Origin of the sequence: Bradyrhizobium acaciae, assembly GCF_020889785.1 — a bacterium.
Lineage (GTDB): Bacteria > Pseudomonadota > Alphaproteobacteria > Rhizobiales > Xanthobacteraceae > Bradyrhizobium > Bradyrhizobium acaciae.
The window spans coordinates 33,686-56,417 of sequence record NZ_JACMYK010000004.1 but is presented as its reverse complement, the minus strand read 5'-3'; the positions used below and the strand labels follow the sequence as shown (position 1 = coordinate 56,417).

At 59.0% G+C, this 22,732-nt stretch carries 19 protein-coding genes; 12 read left to right on the top strand and 7 right to left on the bottom strand.

Going from position 1 to position 22,732, the window contains the following annotated elements; all coding sequences use genetic code 11:
- Positions 1 to 49 precede the first annotated feature (49 nt).
- The 3 genes from H8A92_RS03400 to H8A92_RS03395 all read right to left on the bottom strand — a co-directional run bounded on the left by H8A92_RS03400 (position 50) and on the right by H8A92_RS03395 (position 1,872).
- Complete coding sequence (locus tag H8A92_RS03400; protein ID WP_338026495.1) at positions 50 to 583, bottom strand: DUF2285 domain-containing protein; 534 nt, start codon at positions 581 to 583, stop codon at positions 50 to 52.
- 58 nt (positions 584 to 641) lie between these two features.
- A complete protein-coding gene (locus H8A92_RS41160) occupies positions 642 to 833 on the bottom strand; it encodes a transcriptional regulator domain-containing protein (protein ID WP_420831282.1) in 192 nt (63 codons plus the stop codon).
- 424 nt (positions 834 to 1,257) lie between these two features.
- Entirely contained in the window at positions 1,258 to 1,872 is a 615-nt protein-coding gene (locus H8A92_RS03395) for a type VI secretion system ImpA family N-terminal domain-containing protein (protein WP_229194447.1), read from the bottom strand.
- Positions 1,873 to 1,996: 124 nt separating this feature from the next.
- On the opposite strand from H8A92_RS03395, the gene H8A92_RS03390 reads away from it, so the two are divergent.
- From H8A92_RS03390 to H8A92_RS03365, 6 genes are all read left to right on the top strand, one after another.
- Positions 1,997 to 2,362 (top strand): hypothetical protein, encoded by a 366-nt coding sequence (locus H8A92_RS03390; protein ID WP_229194446.1) that lies wholly within the window; start codon positions 1,997 to 1,999, stop codon positions 2,360 to 2,362.
- Positions 2,363 to 2,507: 145 nt separating this feature from the next.
- Positions 2,508 to 3,377, top strand: coding sequence for a phosphoenolpyruvate mutase (aepX, locus tag H8A92_RS03385; RefSeq protein ID WP_229194445.1), 870 nt, complete (start codon positions 2,508 to 2,510; stop codon positions 3,375 to 3,377).
- A gap of 195 nt (positions 3,378 to 3,572) precedes the next feature.
- Positions 3,573 to 4,367, top strand: a complete 795-nt coding sequence (locus H8A92_RS03380; RefSeq protein ID WP_229194444.1) for a phosphocholine cytidylyltransferase family protein — start codon at positions 3,573 to 3,575, stop codon at positions 4,365 to 4,367.
- A gap of 22 nt (positions 4,368 to 4,389) precedes the next feature.
- Positions 4,390 to 5,004: a CDP-alcohol phosphatidyltransferase family protein gene (locus tag H8A92_RS03375; protein WP_229194443.1), complete on the top strand. Its 615-nt coding sequence runs from the start codon at positions 4,390 to 4,392 to the stop codon at positions 5,002 to 5,004.
- A 29-nt stretch (positions 5,005 to 5,033) separates the two neighbouring features.
- Positions 5,034 to 6,131, top strand: coding sequence for an aminotransferase-like domain-containing protein (locus tag H8A92_RS03370; RefSeq protein ID WP_229194442.1), 1,098 nt, complete (start codon positions 5,034 to 5,036; stop codon positions 6,129 to 6,131).
- 53 nt (positions 6,132 to 6,184) lie between these two features.
- Positions 6,185 to 6,973 (top strand): class I SAM-dependent methyltransferase, encoded by a 789-nt coding sequence (locus tag H8A92_RS03365; RefSeq protein WP_229194441.1) that lies wholly within the window; start codon positions 6,185 to 6,187, stop codon positions 6,971 to 6,973.
- Between the two features lie 80 nt (positions 6,974 to 7,053).
- Here the strand turns inward: H8A92_RS03365 and H8A92_RS03360 are convergent, their stop codons facing one another.
- Entirely contained in the window at positions 7,054 to 8,421 is a 1,368-nt protein-coding gene (locus H8A92_RS03360) for an LLM class flavin-dependent oxidoreductase (protein WP_229194440.1), read from the bottom strand.
- Between the two features lie 598 nt (positions 8,422 to 9,019).
- On the opposite strand from H8A92_RS03360, the gene H8A92_RS03355 reads away from it, so the two are divergent.
- On the top strand, positions 9,020 to 9,826 hold the full coding sequence (locus H8A92_RS03355) for a class I SAM-dependent methyltransferase (protein WP_229194439.1): 807 nt from the start codon (positions 9,020 to 9,022) through the stop codon (positions 9,824 to 9,826).
- A 232-nt stretch (positions 9,827 to 10,058) separates the two neighbouring features.
- On the opposite strand, the gene nodU is transcribed toward H8A92_RS03355, so the two are convergent.
- On the bottom strand, positions 10,059 to 11,744 hold the full coding sequence (nodU, locus tag H8A92_RS03350) for a nodulation protein NodU (protein WP_229194524.1): 1,686 nt from the start codon (positions 11,742 to 11,744) through the stop codon (positions 10,059 to 10,061).
- 1,137 nt (positions 11,745 to 12,881) lie between these two features.
- Between nodU and H8A92_RS03345 the strand changes: the two genes are divergently transcribed.
- Both H8A92_RS03345 and H8A92_RS03340 read left to right on the top strand, forming a co-directional pair.
- Positions 12,882 to 14,435, top strand: coding sequence for a carbohydrate porin (locus H8A92_RS03345; protein WP_229194438.1), 1,554 nt, complete (start codon positions 12,882 to 12,884; stop codon positions 14,433 to 14,435).
- A gap of 758 nt (positions 14,436 to 15,193) precedes the next feature.
- Positions 15,194 to 15,469 (top strand): hypothetical protein, encoded by a 276-nt coding sequence (locus H8A92_RS03340; protein WP_229194437.1) that lies wholly within the window; start codon positions 15,194 to 15,196, stop codon positions 15,467 to 15,469.
- 436 nt (positions 15,470 to 15,905) lie between these two features.
- On the opposite strand, the gene H8A92_RS03335 is transcribed toward H8A92_RS03340, so the two are convergent.
- Positions 15,906 to 16,724: a hypothetical protein gene (locus tag H8A92_RS03335; RefSeq protein WP_229194436.1), complete on the bottom strand. Its 819-nt coding sequence runs from the start codon at positions 16,722 to 16,724 to the stop codon at positions 15,906 to 15,908.
- A gap of 464 nt (positions 16,725 to 17,188) precedes the next feature.
- Between H8A92_RS03335 and H8A92_RS03330 the strand changes: the two genes are divergently transcribed.
- From H8A92_RS03330 to H8A92_RS03320, 3 genes are read left to right on the top strand one after another with little or no spacing between them, the layout of a single operon-like run.
- Positions 17,189 to 17,767 carry a helix-turn-helix domain-containing protein gene (locus H8A92_RS03330; RefSeq protein ID WP_229194435.1) on the top strand — a complete coding sequence of 193 codons (579 nt, stop codon included), beginning with the start codon at positions 17,189 to 17,191 and terminating at the stop codon, positions 17,765 to 17,767.
- The gene (locus tag H8A92_RS03325) at positions 17,760 to 18,983 is read left to right on the top strand and encodes a type II toxin-antitoxin system HipA family toxin (RefSeq protein ID WP_229194434.1); all 1,224 of its coding nucleotides are present in this window, start codon (positions 17,760 to 17,762) and stop codon (positions 18,981 to 18,983) included. Before H8A92_RS03330 ends, H8A92_RS03325 begins: the two co-directional genes overlap by 8 nt.
- Before the next feature lie 3 nt (positions 18,984 to 18,986).
- Positions 18,987 to 21,269, top strand: coding sequence for an nSTAND3 domain-containing NTPase (locus tag H8A92_RS03320; RefSeq protein WP_229194433.1), 2,283 nt, complete (start codon positions 18,987 to 18,989; stop codon positions 21,267 to 21,269).
- A 288-nt stretch (positions 21,270 to 21,557) separates the two neighbouring features.
- Here H8A92_RS03320 and H8A92_RS03315 read toward each other — a convergent pair whose 3' ends face one another.
- Positions 21,558 to 22,640, bottom strand: a complete 1,083-nt coding sequence (locus H8A92_RS03315) for an aminotransferase class I/II-fold pyridoxal phosphate-dependent enzyme (RefSeq protein WP_229194432.1) — start codon at positions 22,638 to 22,640, stop codon at positions 21,558 to 21,560.
- Positions 22,641 to 22,732 lie beyond the last annotated feature (92 nt).

Genomic DNA, 22,732 nt, shown 5'->3' with positions numbered 1-22,732 from the left:
GTGCTGCTGATTTGGGGCATGGCACACACCTGACCCAACCAGCCAGAGCTCAGCTGGTATCGTCACTGCCTTTGCCCTTTTGACGAAGCAAGTCACGATAGCCGCCGCGAATGAGGCGCAGTCCCATCTGGACCAGTCGAATGGTTCGGCTGCGCAGATCATGTGTTTTCCAGCCTCGATCCGGCATGCGAGACTTGCCGAACAGGCCTTCAGCGACCATGCGGTAGCTGTTGCCTTCGAGCCATCCATCCACTGCACGCAGGCCAAGTATGTGCCGGTCCCGCGTGTCACCCGACTGGGCGAGAGGGGGACGTCCGACACGGCGTTGTTCCAGCGCCAGCCAAAATCGATGAGCAGCCCGCAAACGAACATCGAAGTTGCGGTCGAGCGGCAAGTCGATGGCGATCGGCGGTCTACCTGGCGAAAGCTCACTTAGCCACAGCCGATGTTTTGCTCCTCCGATCGACACGATGGCATGCCAGCCATCCGCCGCTTGCCGGAGCTCGCTGCCGGCCAGTTCGGCGAAATCCAGTCTGTATCGAACCGAGTCGGCCGAACCGCTCGCCGTGCGGATGGTCAGCACTGTCGGCAAGACCTCAGGGGCCCAGAAAACGGCCTGTTCGCCAAAGGGCTTTCTCGGATCAGCTGCGAAACGTCAGTCCCCACTTCAGTCGGAATTGATCTGCGGCACCAGATCGTCCCTTCCTGCTCAAGGCATTGTAGTCCTCTTGGTACTCGCGATCACGCCGCAGCCACTCCCAGGCTATGTCGGCGGCTTCTGCTTTCCTCAGATCCTGATATGCGCTTTCTGATCTCCAGTCGGCACCTGACATCACTTTTCCCCGCAAGCTCTTGAATGTGAAGCCAAGGAAACGGCCTGGTTGTGACGATTTGTAGTTGCACGCGTTCGGCCACTCGAGATTTCCCGCATTTAGGTGATGGAACAATCAACTTTTGCGATCACATGAACACTAGTCCGCCCCCGATACCGTCGCTCTCCGTTTTGGAGCGTTCGAGCGATCGTGCTCGCCACGACGTGTTTACCGGCCATGCCCATCAAAACTCTGCACGTGCGAATGCTGGTTGCCGATGATGGGAGCGCCATGAACAATCGGTCGACTGTACTCGCGCAATTCTCGGAAGGCCGGTCCGGTAGCATGAGCAGCTGTGCATCAGGCCGCCGGCATTGCTTCCGAAGCGCAGTTTCGATCTGCCCTTGTACCGAACGTTCGACCGCCTACGGCGGCTACCCCGATGCTAATCCGGTTCGATGGCTCGGGTCGCGTTTTCAGCCGCGGTCGCGATCACCACGGTCGCTCGCTCATTGTACGGTTGCAGCGAACGCGACAAAACGTTCAGCGCGACCCGTCCGTAGGCCAGCTTTTCCCTGAGTTCGCGAGCGAGCCCCTCCAGAGCATCGCAGGCTGCAACCACTGCTGAAGCATCGGCGTCGGTCGGCTCGATCTCGGCCAATGCGGGCGCAAGGTGAAGCAGCCATTCCACCGCTCCGGCGCGCGCTTTTTCCTGCTTGCTCGGCGGAAATAACGCGTCCCAGTGCGCCTCCACCATCATTCGCAACATGCCGAGACCGACGGCAAGACCCTCATATCCCTCCGCCCGAAACAAGCCATAGGAGAGCCAGGAGGCAACCAGGATATCCTTTGACCGCTTCGACAGAATATCGAGGGCCAGTATATTGGCCTTGCTCCAGTCGACGGCGGCCGGCCCCTCCAGGTCCATGCGCCGGATCTCGGCTTCGAGCCGTTTAAAGATGGCTGTCCCACGAATATTATGGCCTGCAGGTACAGGCGCTGCGCCGCTGCGTGAACGCGCAGCGATACTATCGCGGGCTGCGATCCAGTAATCGATCATGCCGACGAGGTCGCATTGATGGCACGATCGCTCGCCTCATCGAAACGGACGACGTCGTGACCGACACAGACAATCCGGAAATGGTCGACGATTGTGCGATTAACCACTGCCGCTCCTTTAGCCGATGCTGCTGCTGATTGTTTCAATCAAGGATCATGCCAACAGCGCTGGCCTGATCGTAAACGCGCTTAACGGCGATGTGAAAAATCTCACGTCGCACATTCGACATCGGAACGTCGCCGGCGGTTCGGGGTGCGCTTCGTCGTTTCGCTTCAGGCGCACCATGTCCACGCTCGTGCCAGAAGGCGCGACGTATGAAGACGGAAGCCGAATTCCTGCGGCATCAAGTGAAACAAGTTCGCAGGCAGACGCGCTCTGTGAATGCCTTACAAGGCTGCAGATTTCACTGGGCCGGATCGAACGCGCTGGCATCAGCCGGCACCTCCATTTTCCACATCAGGTCAACTACCAACACTCGTCATTGATCTAGATGACGTCCACATGTCACCGATAGCGAGCATCGGCTGGTCAGCCGCACCCGGCCGTTCAGATGCACAAGGGTTCGCATGCAGGTCCGAGCACGTACCGCCTCCGCAAATCGTCCTATTTCGCCCGCAAGAGAGTCGTTCGCGGACATGATGCGCGTCCAGATCTGCTGCAGCAGCGAAATCTCGTTTCTTATGGAAGCGCATGATGGGCTCTCCGCGGCGATCGCCGGACGCGCAGGCTTCAAGGGACTTTGGGCATCCGGCCTGTCGATCGCATCCTGCCTTGGCTATCGCGACGCAAATGAAGCGTCCTGGAGTCAGCTTGTCGGGGTCGTGGAGCGGATCGTTGACACGAGCCAGCTGCCGGTTCTGGTCGACGGCGACGGCGGCTTCGGCAACTTCAACAATGCCCGCATGCTGGCCCGGAAGCTCCGTCAATGCGGCGCTGCCGGCGTCACGCTGGAAGACAGCTGTTTTCCCAAAACCAACTCGCTCATCGGCGATCGACACCCGCTCGCCGACATTGACGAGTTTTCCGGGCGGCTGCGCGCTGTAAAGGATGCGGTCGCAGACGATCTGGTCCTCGTTGCCCGCATCGAATCGTTCATCGCGGGGCATGCAGTCGAGGAAGCAATTTCGCGCGCCCACGCCTATGCGGACGCTGGATCCGACGCGATTCTCATTCACTCCCGCAGAAGCGCCGCCGACGAGATTCTCGCGTTCACGCGAGCGTGGCAGAACAAATTGCCGGTCGTGATCGTACCAACGAAGTACTATCGAACACCGGTCTCGGTGTACCGCAGAGCGGGCATTTCCACCGTGATCTGGGCCAACCACTCCATGCGAGCCGCGATGGCCGCGATGCGCCAGATCTGCAACCGCATCGTCGCGGAGGAGAATACCGCCAGCATCGAGCCCAATATCGCGACCCTCGACGACGTGTTCGAACTGCTCGGGTATGACGAGCTCGCCCGCGCGGAAGCAAACTACCTTCATCCTCAGCACCATGAACAATGAGCCCATCCATGCGGGCTCAAGGTCGTTTCGAGCGGCGCCACGAGAGCAGCGTCGCACGATGTTGCAGGGCCTGGCGTACCCCATCAGAACGGATTGCCGGACCCTACGAGGGAAGAAGTTCCGCGCTTCACGGCGGCATCGGCCGGCCAAGCCTAAAAGCCCGCGAGCATCCGACATACTGAAGGGAGATTCCGGATGACTGACGTTGCTCCGAAAAATGCGGTCATACTTGCCGCGGGGGCCGGCTCCCGCCTGCGGCCACTCACGGATCTGCGACCGAAGCCACTTGTCGAAGTCAATGGAACACCGATCATCCTAAACGCCTTGCGACGTCTGGAGGCGGTTGGCGTGGAAAGCGCCACGATCGTCGTCGGCTACCGCAAAGATGCCATCCAATACGCTTGCGGGGCCCGGTTCGGCTCCGTCCGGATCGACTACATCGAGTCCTCTGTTTTCGACCAGACCGGCAGCGCGTATTCGCTCTGGCTGGCGCGCGATGTGCTGCTCGGCGGAGATCATTATCTCTTGGAGGGGGACGTCTTTTTCGAACAAGCCGTCCTCGATCGTTTCGATCAAAGCGAAGCGTCCGCCGTCGCGGCGGTCGCGCCCTTCGATGCGAGGATGCAGGGCTCCGCGGTTCTGCTCTCCGAAACTGGCTTCATTTCCGGCTTTCGCCTGAAACAGTCTGGCGCCGACCTTTCGCGCGCTCCAGCGCTTTTCAAGACGTTGAACCTGTTTCGCTTCTCCGCGTTCGCCCTGCGGACAACGATCGTTCCAGGCCTGGACGACATTATCAGATCAGGAGCCACCAGGTCCTATACAGAAGAACTTCTGGCATATCTGATCGAACGACGGGGCCTGCAACTCGCCGCGGCGCGATGTGACCATGAGCGCTGGTGGGAGATCGACACGGCTGACGATCTTCGAATAGCGAACGCGCTGTTCGCGGAACAGCATTCGCCGCCTCCGCACGCCGACCATCGGACTTGAATTGACCCAGCGAGCGAAAACGATGCTCCGCTATTTTCTTGACCCTGCCAACGCGATAACGGCGTCCGGAGTCATATTGTCGGGCATCGCCCTGTCTCTTGCGATCGACCGTCGCATAGAACTTGCGGTCGCGATAGCCCTCTGGGCGATGCTCGCAGATCACCTCGACGGGATTGTCGCACGCCGGCTTCGGAATCGCTCGGAAACGGCCGGGAAGATCGGCAAAAATCTGGACGGCTTCTCCGATCTCATTTACGGCGCAGTATTTCCCTCGATCACGTTGCTGCAGTTGCACGGCGTGAGCCCCCTATCTGCCGCGCTTGGCACGATGCTGCTTGTCGCAGGCGCGCTTCGTCTGAGCTATTTCGGGGTGTTTGGCCTGTCGGCAGATCGATACTTTTCGGGTCTGCCGCTGTCTTACGACGTCCCACTGCTTGCGCTGCTTGTACTGGCCGAGCCATTCGTGGTGCAGCCGGTCTTCTCATGGCTGCTGCTTGGGACGTTTGCCGCACTCTCCCTGTTGCACGTCTCGCCCATTCCTGTTCCGGCCCCGCGCCGACTGATGTACATCGCAATTCTTTTGTTCAGCGTCGCAGCGTCGGCGGCTTTGACTATCCGGGCCATGATTTCCGCCTAACGACTCCCCTCGCGCGCCAGGAGGTATCCATGGCTAAGGACGTTATCGATTTGTCACGGGCGGTCCCGCCGATCGTTGCGAAGCTGGAAGCGTCACTGGCAAGCAGCATAGACCAACGCATTCACCGCAAGGACGCCGGTGGGCTTCTTAGAACGAACCGGCCCCGGGGAACCGAAGACGATCGGCGAGCCGGTGCCGAATGGATTTCCCGGCGGCTGGCGTTCGTACCGGACATCGATCGGATGATCGTTACCAACGGCACGCTGAACGTGCTCTTCCTGCTGCTAAATCAACTCGTGAGCAAAAGCGGCACGTTGCTCACCGAAGAGATGACGTACCCCAACATGCAGGCTCTCTCCCGGATCCTCGGCTTCAATATCAGAGGGATACCGATGGATCCGGGAGGATTGAAGCCGGACGCGTTCGAGGCCGCCTGCCGCACGATCAACACCAACAAGGTTCTCTACACGATTCCAACCGTTCAGAATCCGACAGCGACCGTGATGTCAGCCGAAAGGCGTATCGCGATCGCCACGATCGCGCGACGGTATAACGTCCTGATCATCGAGGATGAAGCACAAGCGCTGATGGTCGAAAATCCGCCGCCGCCAATCGCAACTCTTGCTCCGGAGCTGACCTGGTATGTGATGGGGCTGGCCAAGACGGTCGTGATGGGAATGCGAGTGGCGTTTCTGATGGCTCCGCGAGCACAGGATGCCGACGCTTTGATGGAGAAGTACGGCAAGATGTCGATGTGGTTCGTCGCCGCACTACAGGCCGAACTTGCCCAGGCCTTTATCGCGAACGGAACCGCGCACGACGCGACCACGAGGATCCGGCAGATCGCGGCATCACGGCGGGCGATCGCGGCAGACATCCTGCAAAGGCCTGATCTCGCCAGCGGACCGCTGGGACTCCACGTCTGGGTCCCGACGCGATCGAACGCTAATGACCTCGCGTCGGAGGCTCTCGCCGCAGGCGTGCTCGTCCGACCAGGTATCCAGTTCGCGGCAGAGCCGGTAGTGACCGAAGCGATGCAGGGACTTCGGATATCATACTGCGAAACGCGTAATGAGGACGACCTGCGACGCGGCCTAGCGATTCTGGCCAGGATCATATCCGCCTGAAGAGCTCCGGTGATGCCACTTCATCGGTCGAAGACGAGGGAAAGAAACGCGGTATGACGAAAGCCAGTGAACTGTTTCGCGGCGCGGCGCCCTACTACGCACGACACAGGCTCGGTTATCCGGCGGATATGTTCCGCTCATTGCTTCGCGTCTGCCGCCTCGATGACAAGAGTCGCGCGATCGACCTCGGCTCGGGGACCGGACAGATCAGCATTCCACTGGCCCGTTCGATCGCGGGTGTCGTGTCCGTCGATCCGAACGATGAAATGATCGCGGAGGGACGTCGGAGAGCGGGGGAAGATGGACTCATGAATATCGAGTTTGTCGTGTCACGGTCCGAAGATCTGCCCGAGCCGGCGTCGACGTTCCGCATCGCGACGATCGCAAGTTCGTTTCATTGGATGGAGCGAGAGATCGTGCTGGCAAAGCTGTGCCGGATGCTCGAGCGGGACGGGTGTGTCGCCGTCATAGACCGGGAGCGGTCCGGTTCCAGACCTGATGGATGGACCATCGCGATGTGGAAAGAGATGCAGGAGTTCTGGGGAGGGAGTTTTCCGGCAGGTCCAGGCACGTTACGGCAGATGGCCGTGTCACACCGCCAGGTGCTCGATGCCTCCGCGTTCACAGAGATCACGGAACTACGTCACTACTACGAACACGAATGGCACATCGATGATCTTCTGGGGTATCTTTATTCGACGTCTGCAGGCGCTCCCGGCACCCTCGGACGTCGTCGCGACGAATTTACAAAGCGTATGCGCGGATCGTTGCTGTCTTATTCGCCGTCAGGCTCGTTCCTGGAACAGGGCTATATCACGACCTTGCTCGGATACAGACCCTGATCGCAGGCGGAATTCTGTTCCTGGGCTGCGCGCTCCAGGTGAAAACAACCGGAACGCTGACGGATCCGCGCTTGAAGACCTCAGTCGCGCTCAGGACGTGCGCCTCCACTTGCACGCAGGTAGCCATTGGGCGGCCGCTTCAAGCCGATATTCTCCCTGAGCGTCGGGCCGGAATAGCCGGACCTGAATCTTCCTCGTCTGCGCAATTCGGGAACGACAAGCTCGACGAAGTCCTTGAGTCCGCCAGGAACGGTTGCGGGCATCACGTTGAAGCCATCGGCCGCATCATGATCCAGGAACTCTATCATGACGTCTGCGATTTCGTCCGGCGTCCCCAACACCATCAGGTGGCCTTTGCCGTCGGATATGAAGCTGATCAGCTGTCGCCAGGTCATATTCCGCCTTGCTGCGACCTCGAGGAGCAACTCCTGTCGACTTTGGACCAGATTTGTCCGCGGCAAAACATCTGGCACTCTGGCATCGAGATCTATCGTACGCAGGTCCATGACCGAACCCAGGACGCGGTGGGCCAGCCCCATCCGGGCATCGATGTGCGTATATTCCTGCAATCGTCTGAGGATTTCTGCGGCATCCTGCGTTGTCTTTCCGACGATCGGGACAAGTCCCGGCATGATCAACACCTCATCATCGTCCCGGCCGAGCGCCCGAGCCTTGTTTCGGAGCGTCGCGTAGAATTCCTTTCCTCCTTCCAGCAATGGCTGCGCGGTAAATACGACCTCGGCGAACTCTGCCGCAAACGATATTCCGGCGTCTGACGCGCCGGCCTGGACCAGCACGGGATAACCTTGCGGCGGCCTCGCGACGTTCAATGGTCCCCTGACCGAGAGAAATGGGCCGCGGTGATTCAACTGGTGCAGCCTGGTCGTATCGACGTAAGTGCCGGTTTTCTTGTCGCGAACGAAAGCGTCGTCCTCCCACGTATCCCAAAGCCCCTTGACCACCTCGACGAACTCTCTTGCGCGCGCGTAGCGGGTTTCATGATCCGGAAGGTTCTCCTGGCCGAAATTGCCCGCCTCGAACTCGTGGCCCGAGGTAACGATGTTCCAGGCGGCGCGTCCCGCCGACAGGTGGTCGAGCGAGGCGAGCATGCGCGCAAGATGATAAGGCTGTTGGTACGTGGTTGTCGCAGTCGCGACGAGACCGATATTGCGGGTTCTTGACGAGAGTGACGACAGCAATGTGATCGGCTCGAAACTGTCGTTCCGGCCGGCACGGGCTATCGCCGCCTGATCCGGCTCCATTACGCTCGGCGTATCGGCGAGGAATATGAAGTGAAACGCGGCATCTTCCGCGATCCGGGCCAGATGTGCGTAGTGGTCGATATCGACCCCGCCATTTGCAGGCACGTCCGGGTCACGCCATGCGCCCTCGTGATATCCCGCCTGATTCAGAAACAGCCCCAGCTTCATTTCGCTGTTGCGCGGCATGCTCGTCTCCACTTTGACACCATCAGCACGGCGTCTGTCCGCTTTCATTCGAATCGCCGGCTGACGCTATCCGCCAGCCGAGGTCATCCGGATTCACTTTCGAGTTCGGACAGCGCCCCGGACTGATCGTGCAAATTGAAGGCAAACAGGGAAATCGCCACCCCCCAAAACTGGCAGGCGTGACCGTTCGCTCTGGCGAGGCCAACAGCACTCTCCTGGCCATTGCGCTCTGGCGGTACGGGCTTCTGAGCGGGCGATCTGAGACCGCGGCCGTCCGCCCGAACAGCGAAACCAGCGTTTGCGGGCCCGAAGACCGCAGGCGAACCGAACGGGCGCAGCGCGAAGCAAAAGTGGCATTCAGAGCGGTCGGCCGGAAGATTCAGCCGGCAGTCAACTGCCGGCATTGAGCGATTGATGCGGCTCGCAAAGCGTGGCTGGGATCATCAGCAGCGAGCCTCTCCCCACGGCCGCGCTTTCCGGAAACGCGTGATATCGACATGAAGAATTCGGTGCAGAACTTCTCCCCGATCGGCACACCGCCCCTGGCTGACCGTGGGGCAACTTGTGAACGGCCAGGGGCAAAGGTGCGGAGGCAGTCATGCTTGTAGCAAGTGAAATATTCAGCGGTGCCGCGCCGTACTACGCGCGGCACGCCGTACCTTATCCGGAGGATGTTTTCAGATCACTGGTCCGGCTTTGCCGGCTCACGACCAGCAGCCGCGTGCTCGATCTTGGTGCCGGCACTGGACAGATTGGCCTTCCTCTGGCCCAATCCGTAGCGCACGTATTTTCCGTCGATCCCAGCAGCGAGATGGTCGAGGAAGGCAAGCGAATGGCGACGACGCTCGGAGTCAGCAATCTGGACTTCGTCGTATCGACGTCCGAAAATCTGCAACTGCCGGCCTCGACGTTCGACCTGACAACCGTCGCGCTCGCGTTCCACTGGATGGACCGTGCTGCGGTACTGACCAAGCTGTCGCAAATCCTCAAACCCGATGGATGCGTCGCGATCATCGATCGCGTGCGAGAGCATTCCGAACCTTCAGAATGGTACGAAGCAATGGTGAAGGACATTACGGACTTCTGGGGCGGAAGCCTGCCCGCGGGCCCCGGCGGCGTGCGGCCATTGCTGAAGCAATCTCACCGGGAAGTCCTTGCCGCTTCCGATTTCAATGAAATCACCGAACTTCGGCACTATTACCGATATCACTGGACTATCGATGACCTTCTTGGCTGGCTCTCCTCCACGGCGATGGGTGCGCCAGGTACGCTGGGGCCGCGTCGCGAACGTTTTTTGACGCGCATTCGTCAGTTGCTGCTGTCGTACTCGCCGGCAGGTTCGTTCATGGACCGGGGTCACATCACGACGTTGATCGGGTACCGAGGCAAAGGGACAGGTCTTTGAACTGCGGCGGTCGCTTCAACCAGCGTGGCGTAAGGCTCGAGATGCGCTTCCGCGCGGGTAAGCGAGATTGTCTGGAGCTTCAATCGGCATCAGCGCCAGCATCGATATCACGCCGTTCCAACGCCCGTCCTGACCAGTTGCAAATCATCATGGCGACGCTGGCAGTCGGCATTGACGCGATCCTGCCGGCCCGGTCGCCTAGCCGGAAACAAAAGCGGATTCGCGATGAAATCTAGCTGCTCGCTGCCGGCGTTTTGGTCCAGAGCAGCCCTTCACTCCAGACGTGTTCGACCCGTCCCCACTCACAGGCAGCTGCGACGTCGGGAAAGAAGCCACATCCCCGATGATTGGCACTCGTATTGCAGAGCAGTGGAAGGCCGGTAAGCCGTTCATACTCGATGAGAAGCCAGGCGACGTCGTGCCTGGAGTCTCGCGGCACCGTCTGCAATCGAGCTGACCCGTCGAGATGCACGACGGCAGGGATTCTGTTCCGCTGTTCATCCCGCGTTTGGTGCTCGAAAAGCATGTAGCGGTCCGGCATTCCGGGGCTGAAGAATTCCGGCGCCCGATCTTCGAGGCAGATCGGTGCCACAGGCCGGAAGTGTTCCCGATGCTTGATGCCATTGAGATGATCCTTCATGCCCGCGGAGGTCGCGGCAGCAAGGATACTTCTTCCCCCCAGCGCCCTTGGTCCAAGCTCCGCACGGCCGCTGAGGAAGACCACCGGGTGATTATCTGCCAGGACCATCGCAAGTTCATGCATGCTGCACGGCGAAGCCTCCCATCCAGGCGGCGTATCGCCGTGCTGCAGATCCGGGCCGCTATAGACGGACCACTCAATCGGGACGAACCCCTTGTCCGCTGCCCATGCGGAACAGGCACTGCCGATTGCAGAGCCGCTGTCGTTGGGAAACGGCGGCACCCAGACAGTATCGAACAGCGCTGCCCCGCGGAGCGCCGTGTTCCATTTGATGTTGAGGCCGCAGCCGCCGGCGATACACAGATTCCGTGTTCCTGCCAGATACGAATGTCGCTGCAGGGCAGCGTCCATCTCCCGCACCAGCATACGCTCGAGGAAAACATGAAAGGATGCGAGCACGTCTTCAGGCGAGCGATCCTTCAGCCTTGCCATGGATGCTTCGAAAAAATCATGCAAACCTGCAAGCGCGTGGTCGATGCTCTTGACGTCGCCGGGGTAGTTGCGGCCGAGCTTCCCGTCCATCGCAAGACGCTCCTCGTAGAGCTCCTGGAATACCGCGACGACAGCTTCATCGACGGACCCGAGTGCGATGTAGGCCATGACCTTGCCGGCGATGCTCCGGTCCCCTCCTCCGGAGCGGTTCGGCCTCTTGTACGGACCAAACTTGTGGCCCGCCACCACATAGGCATGACCGATCACCGGAAACAGGGATTCAATAAAGCGGGCCTGTCCGCGCTCCACATGATAAAGCCGAGGAGGTATCCCGCCGTCCCACAGGAGGCAGAGCGCGGCTTGTTCCGCCTTCGCAAAGGGGCTCGTGCAATATGCTGAGGCCAGATGCCCCGTTACGTGTGGATAGCTCCTGTAAGGCAGGGCTTTGCCCCCGAGCATCAGGCCTGAGCCATCGTACCCAGCGAGCAAACCGCTGGCGTGCGGCTCGAGATAGGGCGCCCCTTTGAGAGTTACAGGCTTGCCACGACTGACGACGTCGAAGCGCGTCTCAATGTCTCCTGGCCAACCGTCGATCACGAATTCATCGACATCCTTCGGACCAAGACCCTGCCCGGCCAGAGCGACGACGATGTCATCCAGATCGACAATATGCTGATAGCGAGGATTGTTGTTCCGCTTCTCCTGTTCGATACAGAAGACAAGGCGCCCGTCCTCTATGAGGGCGATCGCTCCATCATGTGTCAATTTGATGCCGCAGATGCGCATCGTATCTCCATCCTGTTGCTGCACCCATCGTGGAAACTCGAAATCGACGATCAGGCAGGTCCCGTTTGTTGGCGCGGCCATGCACCGCATGCCGGCGCCTGTCCCTGGTTGAGCAAGGTTCGATCGCTGCGGATCATTTCACGTCCATTCCGGTGGCAATTCACGTCCGCTCTCATGAGCTGCTCGCGAAGCTGTGGAGGCATCGTTCTTCAAACGGGGTCGGCCCCTTGGAGCGGGGATGCAGTATGCAGGCCATCTGCGGGCCAGCAGAATTGCCACCAGTTACATGGCTCCCCGCTGCCGCGCCGAGATATCTTGGCGGACTTCAGACATGAGGAAGGTCGATTACGAACAGCAGTGGGCGAGGTCTGACGGCTATTCCGACGCTCCGCTGTCGAGTGCTGTTGGTCAAAGCCATCATCGCCGACGGTGCACGCCCAGTGCGTCACGAACAATGTTGAGCAAATCCGTTCCGCGAAGCGGCCCATCGAGCGATCGGAGACCTTTGCTGCTCGAGTTTGGGCGTGCGTCGAGGAATTGCGACCCGAATATGGAGGCAAGAGCCGCGGCTCGGCCAGAATCAGATCCTGCCACCTTCTTCTATGGTCCAAGAGCTCGCAAGGCGGCCCGTGTGCACCGGCTTGCCTGCGCCTCGCGGACTGCTCTCAAGCGGCGGCTTCCACTTCTTTCGTCTTTGCTCGCGGCGGGGCTCGACAGACAAGCGGCGAGCTTCGCCACGATTAATGACGGAGTGGCGCTAGAACCGGTGTGTCGGCTCCACGAGGGACCAAACGCACCCTCGCATACTCCCTAAATATCAACCGGTGAATACCAGACGACATGCAGGCTTTCAGCGAAAGCCTGTTTGCCGAACTCAAGATCGCACTCAGGTCCGGACGTCGAAAAGCTCGCATCAGGACGGGTGCCCGCGGTCAGTTATCATGAGCGCTCCGAGCCATCGCATCTTCCAGAGTTCGCATCTAATTAGTCGATTATAGTCATCCATTTGTATCGCTCCGGATGCGATGGATCCCGCGCCAGGGATCCATCCTGTTCGGGGGTATTATGCGAGTTGAGATCAAAAGCCGTGCCGGGGGCACATGTGTTGGGCACGGGTATCGCAGCGAGCCGCTGTACGTGGCCGCAGACGATGTCCTGCTTCGGGCAATCACAAGACAGGGCGGGCTTGTCGTAGCGCTGTCGACAGCGGCATGGATTGCCGGCACCGTGTTGCCGGCACACGCAGCCGGTGTTCAGGACACAAGAAGCACTCCTCGGGATGAGGCCGGGACAGGAAGTCTTCAGCAGAAACGGGCGTCAGTTCCAGCAGCAGACCAACGCCAGAAGAAGGTAAAGGCACGGCACGCAGACATCGCGGCGCGATCGCAGACCCCCGTCAAAAAGCGGGAGGCAAACGAAGCTGCCGCTTACATGATTCAAAAAAAGCCTAACCCGTTCGCAAAATTCGAAAAGCTTCGCGAAAAGGGATTGGTCGTCAGCATACCCGGTCCGGCCGATACGGTCGTCCAGGATGCGGGAGGCGTGAGATCTGCGCTGGCTGAAGTCGGTATTGGGTATCTCTTGTGGTCACAGGTCACCTACACAAACAATCTGCTGCCTAATGCAGCCAAGAGCACCATCGCCAACCAGCTCTACAATGGGCAAAACCCGACATTCAACACCGTCAACTACATGTGGGTGACCTATGATCTCAGCCGATACGGCATTCCGGATGGCCAGATCGTCGTTGGTGCCGAGGAGCAATCCTGGACGTGGCAACCCGGCGGGCCGGATCGACTGGGCATCAATACGATTTCCTACTATCAGACTTTCTGGGACAGAAAGCTCGAACTCAAGGTCGGCTACCTCAGGAATTCACACGAATTCGCCGGCACCGTGGTCGGCGGGAATGCCGGCTCGAATGTTTTCGGTCCATCGTCGAGCATACTCTTCCAGGGGGGTCTGAGCGCTGCTCCGGCGCCGACCCCGGCTCTCAACCTGAAGTACAATTTCGATGATCACCTGTACACGAAGGTGTCTTTCCAGCGTGCCGACAGTCCCGACGGCCTGTTCACCCAGATCACCGAAAACCCCACGGGCCTGAACTGGAGCACGACGCATGCCGGCGTTCTCTACCTCGATGAGACCGGCTATCTGAACAAGGCCGCTCCGGGGTCGCCGCAGACCTGGCTGAGGGCGGGTGCTGGTTACAACACCAGCAGCTACAAAAGTCTGGCGCTTCCAAATCAGCAGAGAACCAATCCGAACACCTTCTATTACATCGCCGCGGACAGGCAGTTTTGGCAGACCAATGTCCAGGACTCGCCATCACGTGGGATCTACGGCGGATTCTCGGTCATGGGAGCCCCGCCCGATCTGAATACGGTCAGCCAGTACTACGAGCTCCGCTTTTATGTAAACGGACCTTTCGATTGGCGGCCGACCGACCAGATTTCCATCGTCGCGACCGATACGGTGTGGAGCAACCTGGCCGTGGACGCGGCGCTGGCGAAAGGCAAGCTCGTTCATTGGGACAGCAAGGCGATCGCGGCCACCTACACCGCACATCTTGCGCCGGGAATTTATACAAGCGTAGGACTGACATACATAAACAATCCAACCAGCATTACCTACACCCCGCAGATCGGACATGCCCTGAATTTCTCCGTGTCTACGAACATCTTCTTCTAGGCAACTGCCGCTAAGACGGGGCGCGGCCAATCAAGAGGATCGCGCGGCAGCGCCCCGTTCAAGGATGCGCTGCCGACTCCATGTGGTGAGTGCGGGAATACGAAGGACAGCGGCGATGCCGGAACGGAATCGAGGAGCTCAGGTGACAATGAGCTGCAATGCAACGTCGCTTATCGCGGTTTCCGACGTGTCGGTCGGAGCGGGTCTGAAAACGCAGCGCCTCCCGCAACATGGTGATCGCTGCTGATGCGCGTGGCTTTCCCTCGTTACCCGAGCTATCGCGGTCTATCGAGTCAATTGCGCCCGATACGTTCGGAGCACAGGCAAGATGAAGCTGCAATCCGCTTGGGGCGTTTGCCGGCGAGGATTATGGAGACGCTTCGATCCAGGCGATGGCTCGCGTAATTGCAGCTATTCCGCGGATTGCAACCAAGCGTTCTACCTAACCCGATAAACCGCCGAGGATGCCTCCCGGAGCGATTCAGTATGCGAGGCAATTGCCGACCAATCGTGTGGTAAGCGCCCATAGTGTTTCACTACTCACTACCATCGGCGTATCTTGAATTGCGTAGCTCGCCTGCTCGTGCGAGCCTTCAGGAAGCCGTAGTTTGCCTCGTCGAAAGCCGGGACGATGCCGTTAGCTTTACACCACGCTTCGTAATCACGGCGCGGCGATCCAGTCCGCCTCGCCCAGCCGAAACCACCGCGACCGCACCGGTCGGAATCTTGTCTTGCACAATGGAGGATCCACCGGACCCATGACCGAGGTTGCCGACAACGCCCACTGCCTGCTCTCGCAGGTGGCGATCTGCCCGATCGGGTCACCAGGGCACGAACTCCAGCAAAGTTACGACTTGGCCTATGCAAGGCTGTCCGCACCGCATGATCCTGTCCGCGAAACCCGTGCACATTTGTTCGGTAAGTTGCCGGTGACGGAAATGATCGAGCGGGGCAAGAGCAGCCGACCAGTTTCCAGTCGGCATCAATCGCGGTCCACGTCCAGATGTCGCCAGCATCGGCCGGTGCTGGCTTGACGAATTTCGTCCTTGGCGGAAATGCCTGTGAATTAAAACTGGGAAGCTACCGGGCTTCAAACCCGGATCGCTGTGGCAAGGGCGCCACTTGGGCGGCTCATTTCGTTGACGTTTTTCCGGTAGTGTCTCAGTTTGAATTTGAGGCGGCAAAGCTAGCCTTAGCCTCGGCCAAACATGCGTCCAGTAGAGCTTTTATGTCGGCAACTTGATTTTCGAGGGCCTGATATGAAGTTTCTTCGGACGTTATTTTAATTCGCCCATCCATATCGCTGCCAAACGTCCGAGCGCGATGTAGGCGCTCGGCGGGATAGGAAGGCCGTCCTTCAGGACGCCCCGGCCAGAGCTAAAAACCAGCTCAATCTTTCTCGGCGCCTCATTAGCCTCTGACTGATGGTCGAACGGCATTTGACGTGTCTCTCCCTCGCGAGCTGAAACGCTAGGCAATCCAAGTGCGATGCCGCTTTTCTGCGTCCACGGAAAAGGAAAGCTTTGTTGGCTCGCATTCAGCGACTTTGCCGTGGACGAATTTCAGGCAGAAATCGAGTTTGTCCAGTAACTCTTCGGCGGCTGCAACTACATCGGACATGCCGGAAAGCGAGCGATGGTGATAGACCGCATTCCGTGCTTCACGGACCTTGTCAAATTTGGCGGTAAAATCAGCGACGCTAAGCGGGTGAAACTTGGGCGAGAATATAGTCCAGTGCTCCTCGATGAGCTGGCGGATCTGGCCAAGATTGCAATCGTGCATGAACTCATAGCCATTCATCATCGCGTCGACCGGCCCATTAGGAAATTGCTTTCCTTCCATGTCTTGGATGATCGTACCGATTCTAAAGGCGGCATGGCGGGCCAGCGGAACGCCCCCGATCTGAGAAATGTTTTTGGCCTTGCCGCCCTTTTTCAACTCCTCGTAAATGGCTCGCCACCAGCGCGCGTGCTTGTAGTGCTGCTCTAAAGTTACCGCCACAGTTGAGCGAAGAGCATTCTCGAAAGAATGGAAAACCGGGAAAAGCTGAGCATGCTCAGCCACCTTTCGATTGTAGACTGAGAAAATGGCGGGCCGCCAATCGTTGGGGCGGTATTTGAGGATTTGACCCTTGGTTCCCTCCTTGACTTCGATCAGGGAGGCCTCAAGTAGGAAAGGACTTACAAGGGTCAAATCGGACTGGAAAACCTCAACCTGGCTCGGGGTTGGGGAAAATGGCAGATAGTCGGTAAAGAATTTTGTTAAAAATTCGTAAGAGATATCTGGCATTTAGGGTACGACCGAGCATTTTTTAAGGAACTTGACAGGCGGCTGCTAGTTAGCGATAAACCTGACCACTCCGGGAGTGATGGCGCGTTGCGACATTTGCCTTTGGGCCGCTACCTGAGTCTAAACATCTTTGAAAGAGGCTCCCGAAAAGGGGGCCTCTTTCGCCTTTTAGGCCCGCATAAACTCCTCCCTCGAGCCCCATCCTGACTTCTCGCGCCGCTGTTGAAAATTCGCGAAGACGCCGTGCCCCTGATTGACAAGCGGACGGCACCGGGCCTGCGCGGTCCCTATCAGAAGCGGGAACTGGAAGAAATTTCAAACTGAGACAATACCGTTTTTCCCCACCACGACGATATATTTTCATTATCAAAAATGTTAAATTGATAAGAAATCATTATCGGACTTGAATCGGTCATGATACATTATTATTCTCAATCCGACTTCCTTGATTAGGATAGTAGATCATGTCGTATTCGAGCGAGGAGCTTGTCCGGACAGTTCAGGCGAAACGCACGCAAGAACACATGAGCCAGCGCGCCCTGGCTGTCCGATCGGGTTTGACCCAGGCGCACATCTCCCAGATTGAGACCGGTCGCCTCGAACCGGGCCTCTCGAGCTTCATCCAGATGGTTCGGGCACTCGACCTCGAAATCGTGCTCGTACCCAAGAAGCTGCTCCCCGCGGTTGAGGGCATACTGCGCTCGAACGCGAACGATTTCTCCCTTGAGGAGCGACTGTCGGACCTCTTCGCGAAGGCCGAACGCCTCGTTGCCAGGCAGAAGAAGCGCCACGGTAGCTCCGCGCCACTAGACCGCATCGCTGAATACTTTCGTTTCTTGAAGCAGGTCCATCTTTCAAAGAAGGACCTCGCCCTCATCAGCGACGTCGTCGACACTTTGCGAAGCTATCACTCCGAACCGATACCCAAGCCTGTTTTGGAAAACTCCGCAGGAGTATTGCAGGATCTACGCAACCGGATCGCACACAAGGTGGAGCCCCCCCGCCCTGCCTACGCTCTCGACGACGAGGATGATGATGCCTAACGTATCGGTCCTGGACGTACGCCTATACAACATCCCGGTCGCAACACTCACGCTCGTGCAGGGCGACCGGTCGTTGCTCGCGTTCAATCAGAATTACATCGACGACCCCGCCCGCCCAACTTTAAGTCTGTCCTTCAAGGATTCATTTGGAAACCTGCTCACCTCATTCAAACCTTATCAGCAAGTCCTTCCACCCTTTTTCTCCAATCTTTTGCCGGAAGGCTCGCTGCGTCGCTACCTCGCTGAACGTGCGGGGGTGAAGGAAAAGCGCGAGTTCTTTCTCCTATGGATGCTGGGCCGTGACCTTCCGGGTGCCCTGTCGGTCCATCCAACGGAGGGGGAGGCATTGCCCCCCCAGGTCGAGGAGGATCTCACGCCGGACGAACGGCAGAACATGCTGCGCTTCTCACTCGCGGGTGTGCAGCTGAAGTTCTCCGCGCTCAAGAATGATTCGAAGAAAGGCGGACTAACCATTCCAGTCGAGGGCGTCGGCGGTTCGTGGATCGTCAAACTGCCGTCCCATCAGTACCCGGGCGTGCCCGAGAACGAATACTCGATGATGAGCTTGGCGAAGGACATGGGCATGGAAGTGCCCGAGCTCCAACTTATCGATGTCGGGGCGATCAAGGGACTTCCGGACGGTATCGGTGAGCTGAAAGGACGGGCGCTCGCCATCAAGCGGTTCGACCGCACTGCCGACGGGCCGGTCCACATGGAGGACTTTGCGCAGGTATTCGGCGTGTTCCCGGACGAAAAGTACGACAAGGCTAACTATCGGAGCATCGCGCGTGTCCTGGGCATCGAGACCGGCGAGGCCGGCGTCGCCGAGTTTGTCCGACGCCTCGTGTTCAGCACGCTGATCGGCAACGCCGACATGCACTTGAAGAACTGGTCGCTGATCTATCCCGACCGCCGGATGCCGGTTCTGTCGCCCGCCTACGATCTGCTGTCGACCATACCGTACATCGCCGAGGACAAGATGGCGTTGAATTATTCGCGCACGAAGAAGATGGCGGAATTCTCCGTAGACGAGCTGAAACATCTGGCGGCGAAGGCAAAGATCTCGGAGAAGCTCGCCATCGATACGGCCGCGGAAACCGTCCAACGCTTCAAGAAGATGTGGGCCGAGCGCAAGGCAGATCTCCCCTTGGAGAAGAAAGTCGTCGAAGTCGTCGACGCGCACGCCGCTTCGATCCCGATTTACAACGAGCTTTGAGTCGTGGCCTACGATTTCGGAAACCTTTCGCCGGCGGACTTCGAGGATCTGGTTCGGGATCTCGTTGGACGGGAATTCGGCGTTAGATTCGAGGCCTTCGCGGCCGGTCCCGACGGAGGCGTGGATGGACGCCATGCGCGAGGCGGCGCTGCCACGATCCTACAGGCGAAGCACTACGGAAGATCCTCCTACGCCTCGCTCAAGTCGCAGATGAAGCGTGAGCGCAGCGCCATCGAAGGCTTGGCTCCCGGCCGCTACATTCTGGCGACATCATGCCCCCTCACGCCGAAGAACAAATCCGAACTCACGGAGGCGATAGGCCCGTCGCTGTCGGGCGAAGACGACATTCTGGGGCCGGGCGATCTGAACGCCCTGCTCCGCAAATATCCCGACATCGTCAAATCTCACATCAAGCTCTGGCTGTCCGACGCCGCCGTGCTCGACCGGGTCGTGCGGTCGGCGGCCCATGCCTACAACAGGATCACAAAGGAGGAGATCGAATCCAAGGTCCGGATCTATGCTTCGAATCCGAGTTTCGACGGAGCGCGCGACACGCTGGAAGCGAACCATGTGGTCATCATATCCGGGCCCCCTGGCGTCGGCAAAACCACCCTGGCGGAAATGCTATGCTATGCGTACCTGGCCGAGGGCTGGGAACTCATCGCCATCAGGAGCCTCGAAGACGGATTGGCCGCAATCGAAGACAAGGGAAAGCAGATATTTCTCTTCGACGACTTCCTGGGCAAGGTGGCGTTGGATCGTCATGCGCTGGCCCATAAGGACTCCGAACTCGCCAGATTCATCAAGCGGGTCCGCAAGTCGCCGAACGCCCGGTTCATCCTCACGACGAGGGCATACATACTCGCAGAGGCACGCCAGGTCTCAGAATATCTCGCGGACCGGCGCCTGGACGTAAGCCGGTACGTCCTCGACGTGGGGGCGTACACGCGGCGCATCAAAGCGCGCATCATCTACAACCATCTTCTGGCCGCGGAAACGCCCGCAGGCCACATTGCGGCACTCGTCGCAAGCGACATCGCGAAGATCGTCGACCACAAGAACTATAATCCTCGCATCGTAGAATGGATGACCGACACCAGCCGCATCGAAGAGATCGCAGCCGAGGACTATCCGGCCTCGTTCCTGCACGCCCTCGATCATCCAGGTCAATTGTGGGACATCGCCTTCCGCAGTCACATCTCGAAGACCCGGCAGCATCTGCTCATCGCACTCTTCTTCGGCTCGCAATACGGCGTCAGCATCGATGAGCTGCGGGAGTCCTACGACGGAATGCATCCGATACTCTGCGCCAAGTACGGCGAGAGCCACGGACCGAAGGATTTTGAAGAATCCCTGCGGGTGCTAGAGGGGGACTTCGTCACGATAAGAGGCACGCAGGTCGGTTTCGTGAATCCTTCCTTGCGGGACTATCTGACAGGATATCTCGAGGACGAGACCCTCCTGCTCGAGATTGCCCGCGGCGCGCGTCAGACCGACTGGGCGCAGGCCGTCTGGAGATTCGGCGCGCGTCTAAGTCGGTCGGAGACTTTCCAAAGGAAGCTCGGCGTTGCTTTGATTGACGCGGCGGAGCGATTCGCTACGGAGCCGACATGGACGGTCGTTCGTGGACATTACGGCCCCACACGCCATGCTCGGGGGCTGTCGAATACCGATCGCATCCGGTTACTGATAGATTTGTGGTTGGCAACCGAAAATACCCGCTTTTCGGACATCGCGCTCGTCCTGGCGCGTTCGCCAGTCGATGGCTTGGACTCATGGCGCGACGGCGCTGAGGCAATCGAACTGATCGCGAAGCTGAGAGACGGAGACTATTTCGGTGACCTTCCGGGTGCCATCGAAATGGCCGACTATCTCGAGACGGCAGCCATCTCGATGCTCGAATCGCCCATGACGCCTGACGAACTGGAGAAGATATCCGATGCAGTCGACGAATGGCGCCACCTTCTTACCGACCGCCTCTTCCGCGCGCATGATGATGCGATAAGAGATGAGATCGAGAACGTTGGATCTGTCGTCGAGGAGATGGATTCGGAATCGACCCTCAACGAACATATTGATACGATCCGCAAGCTCTCGAAGCGCGTCAACATGGCCTCCCAAGTGGTATCGACCGCCTTGAAGAAGGTCGAGGAGCGCATTGTCAAGCTCGGGGAAGAAACCGATGTCTCCAGTTCACCGTCGTTTGGTGGCAGCAAGCCACAGGAAGGCGACGTATTCGACAACAAGGCATTGAGAAGCCTGTTTCTTCCGCTCCTACACAGGTAGCGAACGCTTATCGCTGACTCGGTTCTCCTTTGATTCCGAATATCCTGCTTGGTGGCCGCTTCCATCATCGGCCGCCAGCACGCGGTAGACTTGAATCGAATGCCGGCTGACGCCGCTTGTGGCGTGCAGCTGACGAACCGCCATTAGGAGGGAAAACCAACGTGACGACCTCGCGCCAAAAGTGGTAATTTCTCGTAGCGCAGCGCCGCTCAATGCGGCTGCTGATCACGTCGTGGTCTAAACGAGCTGGAGACTTGCGAGCGGCCAGGAGCATACCGGAGAGCGACGTTACACCGGCACAGTGCCCATGATTCGTGCAAGGCGAGCAAGACCTTCCTCTAACGATTGACGCGAAACATCGGCAAGAGAGACTCGGATTCCGTCCAACTGGTTCGGCTTTTCGACCGAAAATTCAGAGCCACTTCGCACCAGTGTGCCCTCCATTCGGGCGCGCTCGACCAGTTCATCCCCTGAAAGGACATCGCTCTTCAACCAGACATGCAATGCGCCAACGCAGGACGGAGAGATGCCGGGTATCAACTTCGCCAGGAGATCTCGTCGCCATGTCGCTTCGAGGCGTATCGCTTGAAGCAGATCGTCGGCTGCGCCCTCCAGAATGGCGCGGGTCGCGATCGCGGCAGAAGGAACGGAGGCGTACCACATCGCCATCGCGCCGAATCGCGACATGACCTGCTCGATGGCGGCCTTGTCGGGTGCGACGACATACGCGATCCGCGTACCGACGAAGAAGCACTTCGACAATCCCATCACGGTCCATGAAATATCGGGCGCAATATCGGAAAAGCCCGGTGGGAAATCCTCGCGAACGAGGCCCTGCGGATCGTCCTCGAGGATCACGACGTCATGGCGGCGCGCGATCTCTGCTAGCTGTGCGCGCCTGCCCGCCGGAATCGTACAAGCGGTCGGATTCTGGGCGTTCGGCACACAATAGAGCAGCCTCGGCCGGTGAACATGGCAGGCCTTGTCAAACGCTTCGGGAATCAGCCCGTCGGCGTCCAGCAGGATCGGGACAAGGCCAATTCCGAGGATCTGGGCCGCGTCGCGTACCTGGGAGTAGGTAGAGGCCTCGACCGCAATCGAGTTGCCCCGACCGACCAGGGTCTCGAGAAGGATCAGCAACACGTTCCACGTGCCGTTCGCCAGAAATAGCCTGTCGATCGGTATGCGTCCCCTGTTGCCCCGTGCGAGGAATTTTTGCGCCGCAATCAGATCGTCTGTGCTGCCGAGACGTCGATGCTGACGCATTTCGTCCGCACCGTCCCATCGGCTTGCCAGCGACAGCAGCGTTCTTCTCAGGTAATCATCCGCTCCTGGCACTTTGGGAGACGTAATTCGCCGAAGATCAATCATAGTTCATGTTTCTCACACTTGAATTGCGACCGCGTCGATGACCCGCGGTATTGACGAATGAGGCGCAAACAGTGCCGGAGTTACCTGGCTGG

Coding starts and splice junctions, on each gene's coding strand:
- H8A92_RS41160 (WP_420831282.1), bottom strand. CDS start 833: ATGTCAGGTGCCGACTGGAGATCAGAAAGCGCATATCAGGATCTGAGG.
- H8A92_RS03390 (WP_229194446.1), top strand. CDS start 1,997: ATGCTGCTGCTGATTGTTTCAATCAAGGATCATGCCAACAGCGCTGGC.
- H8A92_RS03360 (WP_229194440.1), bottom strand. CDS start 8,421: ATGCCGCGCAACAGCGAAATGAAGCTGGGGCTGTTTCTGAATCAGGCG.
- nodU (WP_229194524.1), bottom strand. CDS start 11,744: ATGCGCATCTGCGGCATCAAATTGACACATGATGGAGCGATCGCCCTC.
- H8A92_RS03315 (WP_229194432.1), bottom strand. CDS start 22,640: ATGATTGATCTTCGGCGAATTACGTCTCCCAAAGTGCCAGGAGCGGAT.
- H8A92_RS03370 (WP_229194442.1), top strand. CDS start 5,034: ATGGCTAAGGACGTTATCGATTTGTCACGGGCGGTCCCGCCGATCGTT.
- H8A92_RS03325 (WP_229194434.1), top strand. CDS start 17,760: ATGCCTAACGTATCGGTCCTGGACGTACGCCTATACAACATCCCGGTC.
- H8A92_RS03380 (WP_229194444.1), top strand. CDS start 3,573: ATGACTGACGTTGCTCCGAAAAATGCGGTCATACTTGCCGCGGGGGCC.
- aepX (WP_229194445.1), top strand. CDS start 2,508: ATGATGCGCGTCCAGATCTGCTGCAGCAGCGAAATCTCGTTTCTTATG.
- H8A92_RS03375 (WP_229194443.1), top strand. CDS start 4,390: ATGCTCCGCTATTTTCTTGACCCTGCCAACGCGATAACGGCGTCCGGA.
- H8A92_RS03365 (WP_229194441.1), top strand. CDS start 6,185: ATGACGAAAGCCAGTGAACTGTTTCGCGGCGCGGCGCCCTACTACGCA.
- H8A92_RS03395 (WP_229194447.1), bottom strand. CDS start 1,872: ATGATCGATTACTGGATCGCAGCCCGCGATAGTATCGCTGCGCGTTCA.
- H8A92_RS03340 (WP_229194437.1), top strand. CDS start 15,194: ATGACCGAGGTTGCCGACAACGCCCACTGCCTGCTCTCGCAGGTGGCG.
- H8A92_RS03330 (WP_229194435.1), top strand. CDS start 17,189: ATGTCGTATTCGAGCGAGGAGCTTGTCCGGACAGTTCAGGCGAAACGC.
- H8A92_RS03335 (WP_229194436.1), bottom strand. CDS start 16,724: ATGCCAGATATCTCTTACGAATTTTTAACAAAATTCTTTACCGACTAT.
- H8A92_RS03355 (WP_229194439.1), top strand. CDS start 9,020: ATGCTTGTAGCAAGTGAAATATTCAGCGGTGCCGCGCCGTACTACGCG.